General features: G+C 67.9%; 15 protein-coding genes. 5 read left to right on the top strand and 10 right to left on the bottom strand.

The window, feature by feature from the left end:
• Positions 1-96: 96 nt before the first annotated feature.
• The 8 genes from ACQPYS_RS04145 to ACQPYS_RS04110 all read right to left on the bottom strand — a co-directional run bounded on the left by ACQPYS_RS04145 (position 97) and on the right by ACQPYS_RS04110 (position 7191).
• Positions 97-1005 (bottom strand): metal ABC transporter permease, encoded by a 909-nt coding sequence (locus ACQPYS_RS04145; RefSeq protein ID WP_433491740.1) that lies wholly within the window; start codon positions 1003-1005, stop codon positions 97-99.
• A 5-nt stretch (positions 1006-1010) separates the two neighbouring features.
• The gene (locus ACQPYS_RS04140) at positions 1011-1745 is read right to left on the bottom strand and encodes a metal ABC transporter ATP-binding protein (protein WP_433491739.1); all 735 of its coding nucleotides are present in this window, start codon (positions 1743-1745) and stop codon (positions 1011-1013) included.
• On the bottom strand, positions 1742-2659 hold the full coding sequence (locus tag ACQPYS_RS04135; RefSeq protein WP_433491738.1) for a metal ABC transporter substrate-binding protein: 918 nt from the start codon (positions 2657-2659) through the stop codon (positions 1742-1744). Before ACQPYS_RS04135 ends, ACQPYS_RS04140 begins: the two co-directional genes overlap by 4 nt.
• Positions 2660-2797: 138 nt before the next feature.
• Complete coding sequence (locus ACQPYS_RS04130; RefSeq protein ID WP_433491737.1) at positions 2798-3571, bottom strand: succinate dehydrogenase iron-sulfur subunit; 774 nt, start codon at positions 3569-3571, stop codon at positions 2798-2800.
• Positions 3571-5400, bottom strand: coding sequence for a succinate dehydrogenase flavoprotein subunit (gene sdhA, locus ACQPYS_RS04125; protein WP_433491736.1), 1830 nt, complete (start codon positions 5398-5400; stop codon positions 3571-3573). The genes ACQPYS_RS04130 and sdhA overlap by 1 nt, the downstream gene beginning before the upstream one ends.
• A 16-nt stretch (positions 5401-5416) precedes the next feature.
• Positions 5417-5848 carry a succinate dehydrogenase hydrophobic membrane anchor subunit gene (locus tag ACQPYS_RS04120; protein WP_433491735.1) on the bottom strand — a complete coding sequence of 144 codons (432 nt, stop codon included), beginning with the start codon at positions 5846-5848 and terminating at the stop codon, positions 5417-5419.
• A 3-nt stretch (positions 5849-5851) separates the two neighbouring features.
• On the bottom strand, positions 5852-6250 hold the full coding sequence (sdhC, locus tag ACQPYS_RS04115) for a succinate dehydrogenase, cytochrome b556 subunit (RefSeq protein ID WP_084480572.1): 399 nt from the start codon (positions 6248-6250) through the stop codon (positions 5852-5854).
• Positions 6251-6930: 680 nt separating this feature from the next.
• Complete coding sequence (locus tag ACQPYS_RS04110; protein WP_433491734.1) at positions 6931-7191, bottom strand: hypothetical protein; 261 nt, start codon at positions 7189-7191, stop codon at positions 6931-6933.
• Between the two features lie 180 nt (positions 7192-7371).
• Here ACQPYS_RS04110 and ACQPYS_RS04105 point away from each other — a divergent pair, with 180 nt between their 5' ends.
• The 5 genes from ACQPYS_RS04105 (at position 7372) to ACQPYS_RS04085 (ending at position 13063) form a co-directional block, all read left to right on the top strand.
• Positions 7372-7782 (top strand): cytidine deaminase, encoded by a 411-nt coding sequence (locus tag ACQPYS_RS04105; protein ID WP_433491733.1) that lies wholly within the window; start codon positions 7372-7374, stop codon positions 7780-7782.
• Between the two features lie 215 nt (positions 7783-7997).
• Entirely contained in the window at positions 7998-8999 is a 1002-nt protein-coding gene (locus ACQPYS_RS04100; RefSeq protein ID WP_433491732.1) for an LLM class flavin-dependent oxidoreductase, read from the top strand.
• Positions 9000-9128: 129 nt separating this feature from the next.
• A complete protein-coding gene (locus ACQPYS_RS04095) occupies positions 9129-10481 on the top strand; it encodes a thymidine phosphorylase (protein ID WP_431940645.1) in 1353 nt (450 codons plus the stop codon).
• Positions 10482-10576: 95 nt separating this feature from the next.
• On the top strand, positions 10577-11674 hold the full coding sequence (locus tag ACQPYS_RS04090; protein ID WP_063035742.1) for an adenosine deaminase: 1098 nt from the start codon (positions 10577-10579) through the stop codon (positions 11672-11674).
• Positions 11675-11761: 87 nt separating this feature from the next.
• Positions 11762-13063, top strand: coding sequence for a D-alanyl-D-alanine carboxypeptidase family protein (locus tag ACQPYS_RS04085; RefSeq protein WP_431940646.1), 1302 nt, complete (start codon positions 11762-11764; stop codon positions 13061-13063).
• A gap of 66 nt (positions 13064-13129) precedes the next feature.
• Here the strand turns inward: ACQPYS_RS04085 and ACQPYS_RS04080 are convergent, their stop codons facing one another.
• Positions 13130-13906, bottom strand: a complete 777-nt coding sequence (locus tag ACQPYS_RS04080; protein WP_433491731.1) for a hypothetical protein — start codon at positions 13904-13906, stop codon at positions 13130-13132.
• 731 nt (positions 13907-14637) lie between these two features.
• Complete coding sequence (gene yhjD / locus ACQPYS_RS04075) at positions 14638-15666, bottom strand: inner membrane protein YhjD (protein ID WP_245664502.1); 1029 nt, start codon at positions 15664-15666, stop codon at positions 14638-14640.
• Positions 15667-15683: the final 17 nt, after the last annotated feature.

Raw genomic sequence — 15683 nt, 5'->3', positions numbered from 1 at the left:
CATTGTCTCCACCCGGGCCGGGACGCGCCTACCGGGGATCCGCGGCCCTGGTCACCGGGACACGGCTACGGACACCCGTGTGTGAACCTCGGCCGGTCAGGTGGGCGGTTCGACGGCCACGGCAGCCGCCGGCGTTCCGGCCTCCTCGCGGTCCCGGCGGCGACCGGCCGCCAGCCGCGAGCCGATCAAGCCCTGCCGGGGCGCGAACAGATACACCGCGGTGAAGACGATGCCCTGGGCCAGCACAATGGTGGCTCCGGGTGCGGTATCGGCGTAGTAGCTCACGTACAGGCCGGTGACCGCGCAGACCGCGGCGAGTGCCGGGGCGATCACCAGCATCCGCCCGAACCGATCGGTGAGCAGGTAGGCGGTGGCACCGGGAATGATCAGCATGGCCACCACCAGGATCACCCCGACCGCCTGCAGAGCCACCACCGAGGTCAGCGCGAGCAGGCCGAGCAGGGCCGCGCCCAGGACGCGCGGGTTCAGGCCGAGGGCGTAGGCGTGGGTGGGGTCGAACGCGTACAGCGTGAAATCGCGGCGTTTGAGCACGAGCACGACGAAGACCAGCGCGGCCAGCCCCGCGATCTGGGCCAGTTCCCCCTGGCTCACGCCCAGCAGATTGCCGAAGATGATGTGGTTGAGGTCGGTATTGCTGGGCGTCACCGAGACGAGTACCAGGCCGAAGGAGAACAGCGTGGTGAACACGATGCCGATGGCGGCGTCCTCCTTCACGCGGCTGGTGTCGCGGACCACGCCGATCAACCCGACCGCCAGGAATCCGAAGATCACCGCCCCGACGGCGAACGGCGCCCCCGCGATATAGGCCAGTACCACGCCCGGCAGCACCGCGTGCGAAACCGCGTCTCCCATCAGTGACCAGCCGACCAGGACCAGCCAGCAGGACAGCAGTCCACAGACGACGGCCGCGACGAGGCCGGCGGTGAGCGCGCGCACCATGAACGCGTAGCGCATCGGCTCGAGCAGGAATTCGATCAGGTCCATCCCGTTCACCGCTGTCCGATGACGTCGAGACCGAAGGCGAGGGCGAGGTTCTCCGGCCGCAGCGCCTCCTCCGGGGCGCCGTGGACGAGCACCCGTCGCATCAGCAGTACGGCCTCGTCGGCCAGGCCGGGTAGGGCGTGCAGGTCGTGGGTGGAGATCAGGACGGTGGCCCCGTCGGCCGCGAGTTCGCGGAGTAGCCCGGTGATCGTCGCCTCGGAGCGTTTGTCCACCCCGGCGAACGGTTCGTCGAGCAATAGGATCCGGGCGCCCTGCGCGATACCGCGGGCCACGAAAGCGCGTTTGCGCTGGCCACCCGAGAGCCGACCGATCTGGCGGTCGGCCAGCTCGGTCAGTTCGACCCGTTCCAGCGCCTCGTCCACGCCCGCCCGGTCGGCCCGGCTCGCCCGGCGGGTGAACCCCATCCGGCCGTAGCGGCCGGTGGTCACCACATCGCGCACCGACAGCGGGAACGACCAGTCCACGGCCTCGTTCTGTGGGACATAACCGAGGAGCCCGGCCCGCCTGGCCGCGACCGGTGCGGCCCCGCCGATCCGGACGGTGCCGCGGTCGGGAGTGATCATTCCCATGAGGGTTTTGAACAGGGTCGATTTCCCGGACCCGTTCATCCCGATGAGCGCGCAGACCCGGCCGGCGTCCACCGTCAACCGGACCTGGTCGAGTGCCTGGACCTCTCGGTAGTAGACGGTGACGCCGTCGACGTCGATGGCGGGGACTGTCATGGCCTGCTCCCGGTGAGTGCTGCGGCTATGGTTTCGGCGTCGTGCCGGATCAGGTCGAGATAGGTCGGCACCGGACCGTCGGCCGCCGACAGCGAATCCACGTAGAGCACCCCGCCGAATCTCGTCCCGGTGGCCTCGACGACCCGGCGCATCGGGGCGTCGGAAACGGTGGATTCGCAGAACACCGCAGGCACCTCGTGGTCCCGGACATATTCGATGACCCGGGTGATCTGCTGCGGGGTGGCCTGCTGCTCGGCATTGACCGGCCAGAGGTAGTACTCCGAGAGGCCCGCGTCACGGGCCAGGTAGGAGAAGGCACCCTCGCAGGTCACCAGCGCGCGCCGGCGGCGGGGCAGGTTCGCGAGGTCGGCGACGAGTTCGTCGTGGACCTGCTGCAACTGCTGCTTGTAGGCCTCGCCGTTGGCGTGGAAGTCCGCCGCGTGTTCGGGCACGAGGCGAGAAAAGGCCGCGACCATATTGTCCACATAGACGCGCACGTTGAGCGGTGACATCCAGGCGTGCGGATTGGGTTTCCCGGCGTAGGCGTCGGAGGTTATCGGGACCGACGCGACCCCTTCGCTCACGGTGATGTGCTCGGCGTCCAGGTCGGCGACGAACCGACCGAACCAGGCTTCCAGGTTCATGCCGTTGTCGAGGATCAGATCCGCTTTGGCGGCGCGTTTGATATCGCCCGGAGTGGGCTCGTAGCTGTGGATCTCGGCACCGGGCTTGGTGAGCGACTGCACCTCGAGGTGCTCGCCCGCGATATTCGACGCGATATCGGCCAGCACGCTGAAGGTGGTGGCGACGACCGGTTCACCGGTACGCGGCAGATGGAAGGTATCGCAGGCGGCGAGCACGACGGTGAGGCCGCAGGCCGCGAGCACGGCGGCGATCCGGGGAAACACCTGCATACCGAACCACCCGCCTTCCAGTCAGATGGTAAGTTCGGGTACCCGAATTATCAAGTTCGCGTGTCGAAATACAAATGACCGGTGATGCAAAACCGCCCCCGCGCGGGGACACGGGGGCGGTTCTGTCGGTAGCCGGGATCAGCGGGCGAACAGCAAGGCCCGCTTGACCTCCTGGATGGCCTTGGTGACCTCGATACCACGCGGGCAGGCATCCGTGCAGTTGAAGGTGGTGCGGCAGCGCCACACACCGTCGACCTCGTTGAGGATGTCCAGGCGCTCCCGGGCGGCCTCGTCACGGCTGTCGAAGATGAAGCGGTGCGCGTTCACGATCGCGGCCGGGCCGAAGTAGCTGCCGTCGTGCCAGTACACCGGGCAGGACGTGGTGCAGCAGGCACACAGGATGCACTTGGTGGTGTCGTCGAACCGGGCGCGGTCGGCCTGGCTCTGGATCCGCTCGAAGGTCGGCTCGTTACCGGAGGTGATCAGGTAGGGCTTCACCGCCCGGAACGCGTCGAAGAACGGTTCCATGTCCACGACCAGGTCCTTCTCGACCGGCAGTCCGCGGATGGGTTCCACGCTGATGGTGACCGGCTTACCACTCTTCGGCAGCATGTCCTTCATCAGGACCTTGCAGGCCAGCCGGTTCACCCCGTTGATCCGCATGGCGTCGGACCCGCACACGCCGTGCGCGCAGGAGCGCCGGAAGGTGAGGGTGCCGTCCAGATAGGACTTGATGTAGATCAGGACATTGAGGAAGCGGTCCGTCGGCAGCGCGGGCACCTGGAACGACTCCCAGCGCTGGCCCTGACCGTCCTCCGGGTTGAACCGCGCCACCTTGACGGTGATCATGGTCGAACCCTCGGGGACCGGCGCCGGGTTCGCGACCGTCGGATTCTCGGCTACAGCGGTCATCAGTACTTACGCTCCATCGGCTCGTAACGGGTCTGCACCACCGGTTTGAAGTCGAGGCGGATATCGGAGAGGAGATCCGCACCCTCCTTGTAGGCCATCGTGTGCCGCATGAAGTTCACGTCGTCGCGGTCCGGGTAGTCCTCGCGCGCGTGCCCGCCACGCGACTCCTTGCGGTTGAGCGCCCCGACCACCGTGACTTCGGCCAGCTCCAGCAGGAAGCCGAGTTCGACTGCCTCGAGCAGATCGCTGTTGTAGCGTTTGCCCTTGTCCTGGACCGTGATCCGGGCGTAGCGCTCCTTGAGCGCGTGGATATCGGTGAGGGCCTGCTTGAGCGTGTCCTCGGTGCGGAACACCGAGGCGTTGTTGTCCATCGACCGCTGCAGTTCGGTGCGGATATCGGCGACCCGCTCGTTGCCGTGGTCGGACAGGATCAGCGCCAGCCAGTCCTGCACCATGTGCGCCGGGTTCTCCGGCATATCGACGAACTCGGCACGGTGGGCGTACTCCGCGGCGGCGATACCGGCGCGGCGGCCGAACACATTGATATCGAGCAGCGAGTTGGTGCCGAGCCGGTTCGCGCCGTGCACCGAGACGCAGGCGCATTCGCCGGCGGCGTACAGGCCGGGGACGATATCGGTGTTGTTCTTCAGCACCTCGCCCTGGATGCGGGTGGGGATACCGCCCATCACGTAGTGGCAGGTGGGGAAGACCGGCACCAGTTCCTTCACCGGGTCCACACCGAGGTAGGTGCGGGCGAACTCGGTGATATCGGGCAGCTTCTCCTCGAGCACGTCCTCACCGAGGTGGGTCACGTCGATGTAGACGTAGTCCTTGTTCGGTCCGGCGCCGCGGCCCTCGAGCACCTCGAGCACCATCGAGCGGGCGACGATATCGCGCGGCGCGAGGTCCTTGATGGTGGGCGCGTAACGCTCCATGAACCGCTCACCGTCGGCGTTGCGCAGGATGCCGCCCTCACCGCGGACCGCCTCGGAGATGAGGATGCCCAGCCCGGCCAGACCCGTGGGATGGAACTGGTGGAATTCCATATCCTCGAGCGGCAGGCCCTTGCGGAACACGATCGCCATACCGTCACCGGTCAGCGTGTGCGCGTTGGAGGTGGTCTTGTACATCCGGCCCGAACCGCCGGTGGCGAAGACGATCGACTTCGCGTGGAAGACGTGCAGTTCACCGGTGGCCAGCTCGTAGGCGACCACCCCGGTCGCGACCTGACCGCGATCGGTATCGGTCAGCACCAGGTCCAGCACGTAGAACTCGTTGTAGAACTCGACGTCGTGCTTGACGCAGTTCTGGTACAGCGTCTGCAGGATCATGTGACCGGTCCGGTCGGCGGCGTAGCAGGCGCGCCGGACCGGGGCCTTGCCGTGGTCACGGGTGTGCCCGCCGAAGCGGCGCTGGTCGATCTTGCCCTCGGGGGTGCGGTTGAACGGCAGACCCATCTTCTCCAGGTCCAGCACCGCGTCGATGGCCTCCTTGGCCATGATCTCCGCCGCGTCCTGGTCGACCAGGTAGTCGCCACCCTTGACGGTGTCGAAGGTATGCCACTCCCAGTTGTCCTCTTCGACGTTGGCCAGGGCCGCGCACATACCGCCCTGGGCCGCGCCGGTGTGGCTGCGGGTGGGGTACAACTTGGTCAGCACCGCGGTCCGCGCCCGCGGGCCGGCCTCGATGGCCGCCCGCATGCCCGCGCCACCGGCACCGACGATCACGACGTCGTAGCGATGCTCCTGAACAGGTCGGGCTTCAACGGGTCCGCTGGTTCGTTCGCTGCTCTCACCTGCGGCGTCGGTTCGTTCGCTGCGCTCACTCATGCGAGGTGGCCCGTTCCTAACTGATATTGGGGTCGAAGGTGAAGATGACGTAGGTGCCCACGCCCATGATCAGGATCATCGACAGCACCAGCAGCGTGTTCAGCCAGAACCGGGTCGAATCCTTGCGCGAGTAGTCGGCGATCACGGTGCGCAGACCGTTACCGCCGTGCAGTTGCGCCAGCCACAGCATGGCCAGATCCCAGATCTGCCAGAACGGGCTGGCCCACCGGCCGGCGACGAAGGCGAAGTTCAGTCGTTTCACGCCGCCGTCGAGCAGCAGCATGATGGCCATATGGCCGAGGACCAGCAGAATCAGCGCGACGCCGGAGAAGCGCATGAACAGCCACGCGTACTTCTCGAAGTTCCCGCTGGCGTGCGAACGCGACGAACGGGGCAGGTCCAGGCTCGCCGGACGGTCGTAGGACTTACCGAGAACAGGTGCAGACATGGCTCAGTGCTCCGTCAACAGTAGGAAGAACATGCGACCGATCGCGGGCACCAAGAGCACCACCAGGAGCCCGATGATGCCCCAGAGCATCTGCTTCTGGTAGCGCGGTCCCTGGGACCAGAAGTCCACCAGGATCACCCGCACACCGTTGAGCGCGTGGAACAGCACACAGAAAACGAGTCCCATCTCCATGAGCGCGACGATCGGCGTCTTGTAGATCTCGATCGCTTCGTCATACATCTGCGGGCTGACCCGTACGAGCGCGGTGTCCAGGACGTGCACGAAAAGGAAGAAGAAAACGGTGACACCGGTGATCCGGTGCAGGGCCCAGGACCACATTCCGGGGTCGCCTCGGTACAGCGTTTTGCGCTTCGGCTGAGCCGGAGCTTCTATCGTGGCCATAGAGTTTCGGTGCCTCCAACATCGTTGATGGACCCGGTCGCAGATCCCGGCACCGGTGTGGCGGGCCGGATATTCGGTGGCGTACCAACCCGCGGCCGACAGGGACCGACTCCGGGGCCGCTGTCGATAGGGCTCGCCGCCGCCGAACCTGAACCGATCTGTTCTGGACTCTAATCCTCTGACAATCGGGGAACTAATTCGGCGTGCCGCGCGTTGCGCCCAGATCACACAGGTTAGGTTTACCTTTGTAGGGCAGTGGAGGGGTTCCGCGACGGCTTCGTCGCGCCCTCGATCGCCTACTTCCAGAACCTTCCCGCGACGTCGAATTGTTCCGCAAATCCTTGGTGTGCAGCGGATTTCACATCCGGTCCGCAGCGCACGCGCGCACCGCGCGTTTTTCGGCACGCACCCCGGCGCACAATGCCGACCTTGCCATTGCGCGCAGCGGCAATGTGCAAAATGTCTCATTACCAGAGACGAAGTTACTCAAGAGTAGCGGACGGATCGCCGCGACGGGAAAGACTTCCCAGGATTCCCCGGAATTGCGCAGACCGCGCGCCGGCCGGCCCGCCCGCGCGCGCGCACGCACGCACGCACGCACGCACGCACGCACGCACGGAGGAGCCGGGCCCGCCCACCGGCCGCCCCCGGTGCGGACCGCCGGTGGAACCACGCCGGGGTCAGTCGCCCTCGTCGATCGAATCGACCCGTAGCCGCACGGCCTCGTAGTTGAAAACGGTCTCGACGATATCGCCGGGCACCCGGCCCAGTAGTGCCTGACTCGACAGTGCGCTCTGCGGGTACTTGCCGACGGCCGGATCGGCCTCGTGATCGGGCACGATCTGGTACTCCATCCGCACCTCGACCTTGTCGAAGGCGTCGAGCCTGGACAGCAGCAACTTCGAATACACCATGACGATGAGGAACTTCGGAAGCGTCATTCGCACCTTCCTGGTGAGGGGTGCCGGACCGAGCGGCCGGGCACTCTACATATCTCCGAGCGCAACGACGTGTTTCACATTCCCCCGGAACAGCTCGTGCGCGCAGGCGCGCGCCGGACACGGTGATGCGGCAGGCTGGGCCGGGACCCGGATGGGTCGCCCACGGACGCGGGAGCAGCTATGGATATCGACTGGAATCTTCTTCGCACCAGCGCGCACACCGCCATGCGACGCGCCTATGCCCCCTACTCCCGTTTTCCGGTCGGCGCGGCCGGTTGGGACGGCAACACGATCTCGGTCGGGTGCAATGTCGAGAACGTGTCCTACGGGCTGGGGCTCTGCGCGGAATGCGTGCTGGCCGGCAACAACATAACCGCGGGCGGCAGCCGATTGCTCGCTGTCTCGGTCTGCGATTCGCGGGGCGCGATCCTGCTGCCCTGTGGCCGCTGCCGCCAGGTGCTCCACGAATTCGGCGGGAAGGAACTGCTCGTCGACCACCTCGACGGGCCGGTGCCCCTCGGCCGGCTGCTGGCGGACGCCTTCGGCCCCGACGACCTCGCCGCCGGCCGGACACCCCCCGCATCGAGTTGACGCCGCCGGGCCGGGAGCGCGCCGATACCGGCCCACACTTCGGCCGGCGTACGACCGATCCGGTGGTGGCCGGGCGTGTCCGTCGGCAGGCAGACGTGCGCCACCGGTGCGGCCGTCGCCGTGCGAGGTGATCGGTAGCCGACGAAGCGCGCGGCCGCCCTGCCGGTACCGGACGGCCGTGGAATCCCGGCGGGCCCGAACGGGTTGGTCCGGGTATGACAGTTCCCCTCTCCGTGCTCGACCTGGCCGCCGTCGCCGCCGATGGATCACATCGGCAGGCGCTCGCCGACACCCTGACCGTCGCCCGCGAGGCCGAGCGATTGGGGTACCGCCGGTTCTGGGTGGCCGAGCACCACGGCATGCCGGGTATCGCGAGCTCGGCGCCGCCGGTGCTGATCGCCGGGGTGGCCGCGGCGACCGAGCGGATCCGGGTGGGTTCCGGCGGGGTGATGCTGCCCAACCATTCCTCGCTGGTGGTCGCCGAACAGTTCGGCACCCTGGTGGCGCTCTACGGTGACCGCATCGACCTGGGGCTGGGCCGGGCCGCCGGTACCGATCCGCTCATCTCGGCCACCATCCGGCGCGGCGCGGCGGCCGAGGCGGTGGAGGACTTCCCGAAACAGGTGGTGGAACTGCTCGCCTACTTCGGAACGATTCCGCCGTTGCGCGGCGGGCAGGGCGATCGTATCCAGGCGGTGCCCGGTAAGGGCGACGTCCCCGAGATGTGGCTGCTGGGTTCCAGTGATTTCAGTGCCCGTCTGGCGGCGATGATGGGCCTGCCGTTCGCGTTCGCCCATCACTTCGCGGGGGGCCGCAACACCCCGCTGGTGTTCGAGCTGTACCGCAGCGAGTTCCGACCCTCCGAGGTGCTCAGCGAACCGCATTCGATGCTCGCCGTGGCGACCGTGGTCGCCGACTCCGCCGCGGAGGCCCGCCGCCGTACCCTGCCGCAGAGCCTGGTCCAGCTGCGGATGCGCACCGGTCAGCTGCCGCAGCGGATACCGACCCTGGCCGAGGCGGAGGAGTATCCCTGGTCGGATGCGGAGAACGCCTTCGTCGACGACCGCAACGCCGACCAGGCGATCGGCACCCGCGAGCAGGTCCTCGACCGGCTCGACACGCTGGTGAAGGACACCGGAGCGGACGAGATCATCGTGACCCCCACGGGGCCCACGGTGCAGCACCGCCTCGAGACCCTGCGGGCGCTCCAGGAGTAATGCCCGGCCCCACCGGGCGGCCGGTCCGCCGCGAGGTGCCCCTCGGTCGGGTAGGCGAGGCCCGCGGACCACAGCGGGCCCGGCTCGGCGCACCCGGCACCAGCGCCGCGGCGCTGCCAGACTGGTGGCGTGACGGCACACGACGCGGTATCGATCATCGGGGCCAAACGCGACGGCGGCGAACTGTCCGACGCGCAGATCGACTGGGCCATAGCCGCCTTCACCCGCGGCGAGATGGCCGACGAGCAGATGGCGGCGCTGGCCATGGCGATCGTGCTGCGCGGGATGAACCGGCGCGAGACCGCGCGCTGGACCGAGGCGATGCTGCGATCGGGCCGGCGACTGGATTTCACCGATCTCCCGCGGCCGACGGTCGACAAGCATTCCACCGGCGGCGTGGGTGACAAGATCACCCTGCCGCTGGCTCCGCTGGTCGCCGCCTGTGGCGCGGCGGTACCGCAGCTGTCCGGCCGTGGACTGGGATACACCGGCGGCACGCTGGACAAACTGGAATCGATCCCGGGCTGGCGGGCCGATATCGACCCGGCCCGGATGCGCGAGATCCTCACCGACCCGGCCGCGGGCTGCGTGGTCTGTGCGGCCGGCGCCGATCTCGCGCCCGCCGACAAACGCCTCTACGCCCTGCGCGACACCACCGGCACGGTCGAATCCATTCCGCTGATCGCCAGTTCGATCATGAGCAAGAAGATCGCCGAGGGCACCGCCGCCCTGGTGCTGGATGTGAAGGTCGGGTCCGGGGCGTTCATGCGCACCCGAGACGAGGCCCATGCGCTGGCCACCGCGATGGTCGAACTCGGCGCCGACGCGGGCGTGCGGACCGTGGCCCTGCTCACCGCCATGGACACCCCGCTGGGCCGCACCGCGGGCAACGCGCTCGAGGTCACCGAGGCCGTCGAAGTCCTCGCGGGTGGCGGACCGGCCGATATCGTCGAATTGACGGTGGCGCTGGCGCGCGAGATGGTCGCGCTGGCGGGTCTGGACACCGATCCCGCCGACGCCCTCGTCGACGGACGCGCCATGGACCACTGGACCGCGATGATCCGTGCCCAGGGTGGGGACCCGGCCGCCCCACTACCGAAGGCCGCGCACACCGAAACGCTGTCCGCCCCGGCCTCGGGAACCCTGACCCACCTCGATGCGCGTGGGGTCGGTATCGCCACCTGGCGACTGGGCGCCGGCCGCGCCCGGCAGGGCGACCCGGTCCAGGCCGCCGCGGGTGTGCGGTGGCATGCGGGCCCCGGCGATCGGGTCACCGCCGGACAACCGCTACTCACCCTGCACACCGACACCCCGGAAGCGTTCCCGCGCGCATTCGAGGCCTTGGCCGAGGCGATCACCGTCGAGACCGGACCCACCGACCGGCCCGCCCTCGGCCCGCTTGTCCTCGACCGGGTCGCCGGCGACGCGCCCCGCCCGGTCCGGCCCGGGTGCCGCGCACAACCATCCGCATCCGGCCGCTGACCACGAAGGGAATTCGAGGTGAGCGCCCGCCGAAGAGGTGGAACGTTTCGGGCCGTCCGGCTGACCGCCGCGACATTCGGCGATACCGTCGGCATATGACCGGACCTCTGCCGCTGGATCTCGCCACACTGCGCCGGGCACCGAAGGCGCTGCTGCACGATCATCTCGACGGCGGTCTACGACCCGCCACCGTGCTCGAACTGGCCGCGGACTGCGGATACGACCGGCTTCCCGCGACCGATGCCGAAGCCCTGGCGCGCTGGTTCCGGGACGCGGCCGACAGCGGCTCGCTGGAACGCTATCTGGAGACCTTCACCCATACGGTCGCGGTCATGCAGACCCCGCGGGGATTGCACCGGGTGGCCCGCGAATGCGCCGAGGATCTGGCCGCGGACGGGGTCGTCTATGCCGAGGTGCGGTTCGCGCCCGAACAACACCTCGAAAAGGATCTCACCCTCGACGAGGTGGTCGAACACGTATTGGCCGGGTTCGCCGCGGGCGAGGCGGCCGCCGCCGCGGCCGGACAGCCCATCGTGGTGCGCTGTCTGCTGACCGCCATGCGGCACGCGGCGCGGTCCCGGGAGATCGCGGAACTGGCGATCCGCTTCCGTGACCGGGGTGTGTGCGGTTTCGATATCGCGGGCGCGGAGGCCGGATACCCGCCCACCCGACATCTGGACGCCTTCGAGTACATGCGGGTCAACAACGCGCATTTCACCATCCACGCCGGTGAGGCCTTCGGTCTGCCGTCCATTCACGAGGCGCTGGCGTTCTGTGGCTGCGACCGGCTCGGGCACGGTGTCCGGATCGTCGACGATATCGAGGTGCCGGGTGCGGTCGGGGACGCCCGGCTCGGCCGGCTGGCGGCCTATGTGCGTGACACCCGTGTACCGCTCGAACTGTGCCCCTCGTCGAACGTGCAGACCGGCGCGGTGCCCTCACTGGACAAACACCCGTTCGACCTGCTCGCTCGGCTGCGCTTCCGGGTCACGGTGAACACCGACAACCGACTGATGAGCGACACCAGCATGAGCCGGGAGATGCTCAAACTGCACCAGACCTTCGGCTACGGCTGGAGCGATCTGGAACGGTTCACCATCAACGCGATGAAATCTGCGTTCATCCCGTTTCCGGAGCGGCTGCGGATCATCGACGACATCATCAAACCGGGATACGCGGTACTGCTGGGCTGAACCGGCGAATACCGGTCGGTCCGGAAACCAGCGGTGGGAGCCCGTGCCGCACGTCTCGCGCGCCGGGATTCTAGGCTCGGCGTCGATATGTACAACAGGTTGCTACACCAGCGCACCACCCGCCTCCTGGGTTCGGTGCTCACCGCCGCGGTTCTCGCGGCCGGACCGCTCACCGTCTGCGGGAGCGCGGCAGCGCAGCCCGCGCCACCCACCACTACTCCCTTCACCACCCCGGTCACCGATACGTGCCCGCAGAAGACACAACCACCACCGGCGATCGACTCCTCGGAGGTCCCGGAACCCGGCAAACCGGCGCCGACACCACTGTCGGTCCCGGACTCCCCGATCGGCGGGAAACGACTCGGCGAATGCGGCGTGGTCCTGCCCACCGGCGCGCCGGCGCTGCCCGCCGATATCTCCGCGACCGCCTGGATGGTCTCCGACCTGGACACCGGCGCCGTCCTGGCCACCAAGGACCCACACGGCCGGTACCGCCCGGCCAGCACCATCAAGGTACTGCTGTCCATCGTCGCGCTGCGCACCCTGGACCTCGACAAGGTCGTCGTGGGCACCCAGGCCGACGCCGATGTCGAGGGCACCAGGGTCGGGATCGGTCCCGGCGGCCGCTACAGCAACCGGCAGTTGCTGCACGCCCTGGTGATGGCGTCGGGTAACGACGCCGCGCACGCGCTGGCCGCTCAACTGGGCGGCGACGAGGTGGCGGTGGTGAAGATGAACGACCTCGCCGAATCACTGCACGCCTACGACACCCGCGCGGCCACACCCTCCGGTCTGGACGGGCCCGGCATGAGCACCTCCGCCTACGATCTGTCGCTGCTGTTCCGGGAAGCCATGCAGATCCCGCTGTTCGCGGAGATGATCGGCACCGAACAGTTCGACTTTCCCGGCTACCCGCCGGACCCACGCATCCCCGACGACCAGGACCATCCCGGCTTCCCGATCGCGAACGACAACGGACTTCTCTACAACTATCCGGGGGCACTGGGCGGAAAGACCGGTTACACCGACGACGCCCGCCAGACCTTCGTCGCCGCCGCCGAACGCGACGGCCGCAGGCTGGCGGTCACCCTGCTCCAGGCCGATGTGCTGCCGATCCGCCCGTGGGAGCAGGCGGCCCGGTTGCTCGACTACGGCTTCGCGCTCGGCCCGGGCGCGCAGGTCGGCGATATCCCCGGTGACGATGACGAATCGGTGGTCGCCGCACCGGGGCTCGCGGTACCGCCGGCGGAGGACTCGGTGGCTTATTCGGCGCAGGGCCCGGGCGGCGGTGACTTCGACGAACTGTGGATGCTGCTCATGGTCGGAGGGCTGATCCTGGTGCCGATCCTGCTCCTCGGCACCTGGCATGTACGCACCCGTCAGCGTTGACCCGAGTCTTCTACGAATAACACCGGCCGGCCGGGGGTCCCTCACCGTCCCCCGGCCGGCCCGAACTCAGTCCGCGGTGAAGAAATCGCCGGCCCGCTTGCGCACTTCGGTGCACCGGAAATCCAGTTCGGCCTGCGGGATGAATATGGCCTCGCCGAGCGAGAAGAGGACGAATCCGATAATGCGCACGGTCCAGCTCGAGCCGGCGCCGCAGACCGCGAGCCCGGGCCCGGGCCCGGGCCCGGTGACGAAGATCCCCGACCCCAGCGCGTAATTCCACTTCAGCCGGGCCGTCAGCGTACTGATCGGCAGCTCGAAGAAGATGATGAAAAGCGAATTGATGACGAGCAGGACACTGTAGAGTCGGCCGCCGTCGGATACCTTCTCGACCGACAGGGGAAGCCCACTCATACTCTGCGCGTAGACCGCCATGGCCGTGCCGAATACCACGATCACCGCCCACAGGCCCGAAACGCGGGACGGGTCGTACGACACCGCCGCGGCGGAATCGGAGATGAGGTCGGGCGCGTTCCATTCCCGCGCCACCGCCAGCGCCTCGGCACCGCGGAGTCCGGCCCGTTCGGAGAACAGGAACGTGCCGGTGCCCGCCGACCCGAGCGCGGACAGGAAGAACAGCATCGAGAAGTTGTGCTCGCCCACCGCCGAAACCATGATCGGAGCCACCGTGACGCCGCTACTGAGGAAAATACGGTGGAAGGCGACCACCGTGACGGTATTTCCCTCGTAGGCCGATCCCGTCACCAACGCCGCCGCGGGCCCCGAGAACGATTGCGTCACCGCCACGCTCAGTGAGGCGAGCACAATGGCCGGGTACCGGATCATCCGTCGACATACCGAGCAGGTACAGCAGCGGAACATTGAGCAGGGAACCGGCGATGAGCACATCGGTGGAGCCGAAATGGGCGGCGGACCAGCCGCCGCGACCGATCCGAGCACTCCGGCGAAACCGCCCGCGAACAATGCGAGGGTCAATGCCAGGGGACTCAGCCCCATCGAGGTGTAGAACACGGTGGAGAACAGCGCCAGAAAGCCGACCGACCTGCTCGGAAAGGTGGTGATCGAAACGATCCATACTTCGGCGGGAAACGTCGGTGGCTTCCGCTCGCCTGCTAACGCGACGGCCAACGGGTACTCCGCCTCGAATTCGCGGGTCGCACCACCCCTGGTGCGGGATGCCGGGTCGCCGCCTCGGAATCCACCGGGCCCTCCTCTACACGGCAGTATGCCAAATGCTCTGCGCCCCGGTGAATTTCCGGGTATCGAGCTGCCTCGGATGGGACCATAAGATGAGCGCGGCCCCGGAGCATCCGTCACGCGCGCCGAAATATCCGTATTCCGGTGCGTCGGCACTTATCCCTGGATATACGTAAGTACCTTTCCCGGGCGATCATGACCGCGGAATCCCCGCAAAAGGGGTCGATTCGCCGTCGGAGCATTCGCATACGTCGCCCACCGGCCGCTCACAGTTCGGGCCCCGGCCGCCGAGGTGAAATACGGCCGAACAGCCGGTGATCCGCGAACCGGTGCGCGTCGCGCGTGTCCGGGCGCGCCGCTCAGCCGCGCCGGCGGCGGCGCAGCCGGGTGATTCCCAGTGTGGCGAGCGCACCCGCGCCGAACAGCGCGGCACCACCGACCATCCCCGGCCGGCCGCTGTCCATTCGCGGCCGGATCAGCGCCGGGGCGGGGACCGGAACCGAGGCCGATTGCTCGTTCTCCCGCGCGGTCGCCGCCCAGGCCGTGGCGAACAGAATGATCCGATAGACCACATAACTGAACACCATGATGCCGATGATCGAACCGAAGGCGGCACCGGCCGGGCTGTTCAGCACCGACCTCATATAGATCCCGGCGATGTTCTTGAAGATCTCGAAGCCCACTGCCGCCAGCGCCGCGGCCTTCAGGGCGCTGCGCAGGGTGACCGGTTCGCGGGGCAGCCGGGCGATGATCCAGGCGAACAGCGCCCATGAGGCCACCATGGCGAGCACCGTGGACAGCAACCACAGCAGCAAGCGCACCCCGGGCATCTCGTCGAGCCCCACCAGTTCGAGCAGCTGCACGCCGAGCCGGCTCGACGCCACCGCCGACAACCCGAGCGACACCACCAGCGCCAGGAAAAGCCCCAGCAGCGCACCCAGGTCCGAGAATTTGGTGCGCAGCCAGTTGTCCCCGTCCGAGGGCTGCTCCCACTGTTCGGTGAGCGCTTTGCGCAGGTTCGCCATCCAGCCGAGACCCGAGTACAGCCCGGTGAGCAGGCCGAGCACACCGACCGTCCCGCGCGAATTCACCGCCTGGTCGATCAAGTCGTTGAGCTGATCGCCCATCTCACCCGGGATGTTCTCGACAACCTTCTCCTGCAGTTGGCTCAGCAGGTCGGCATTGCCCGCGAGCACGAAACCCGCGATGGCGAAGGCGATCATCAGCAGCGGGAACAGCGAGAGCACAGTGAAATAGGTGATCCCGGCCGCGTAGTAGTCGCCGCGCTGGCTCTGATATCTACCGGCCGCGCGAACCAGGTGGTCGAGCCACGGCCGCTGTCCGATCATGCGCTGGACTGCGGCCTTGCCGTTGTCGATCACCTGCACTGTTCGCGCCCCTCATC

This window comes from Nocardia grenadensis (assembly GCF_050942415.1).
Taxonomy (GTDB): Bacteria; Actinomycetota; Actinomycetes; order Mycobacteriales; family Mycobacteriaceae; genus Nocardia; species Nocardia grenadensis.
Note: the sequence above shows the minus strand (reverse complement) of the source record. Positions and strands in the feature narration are given on the sequence as shown.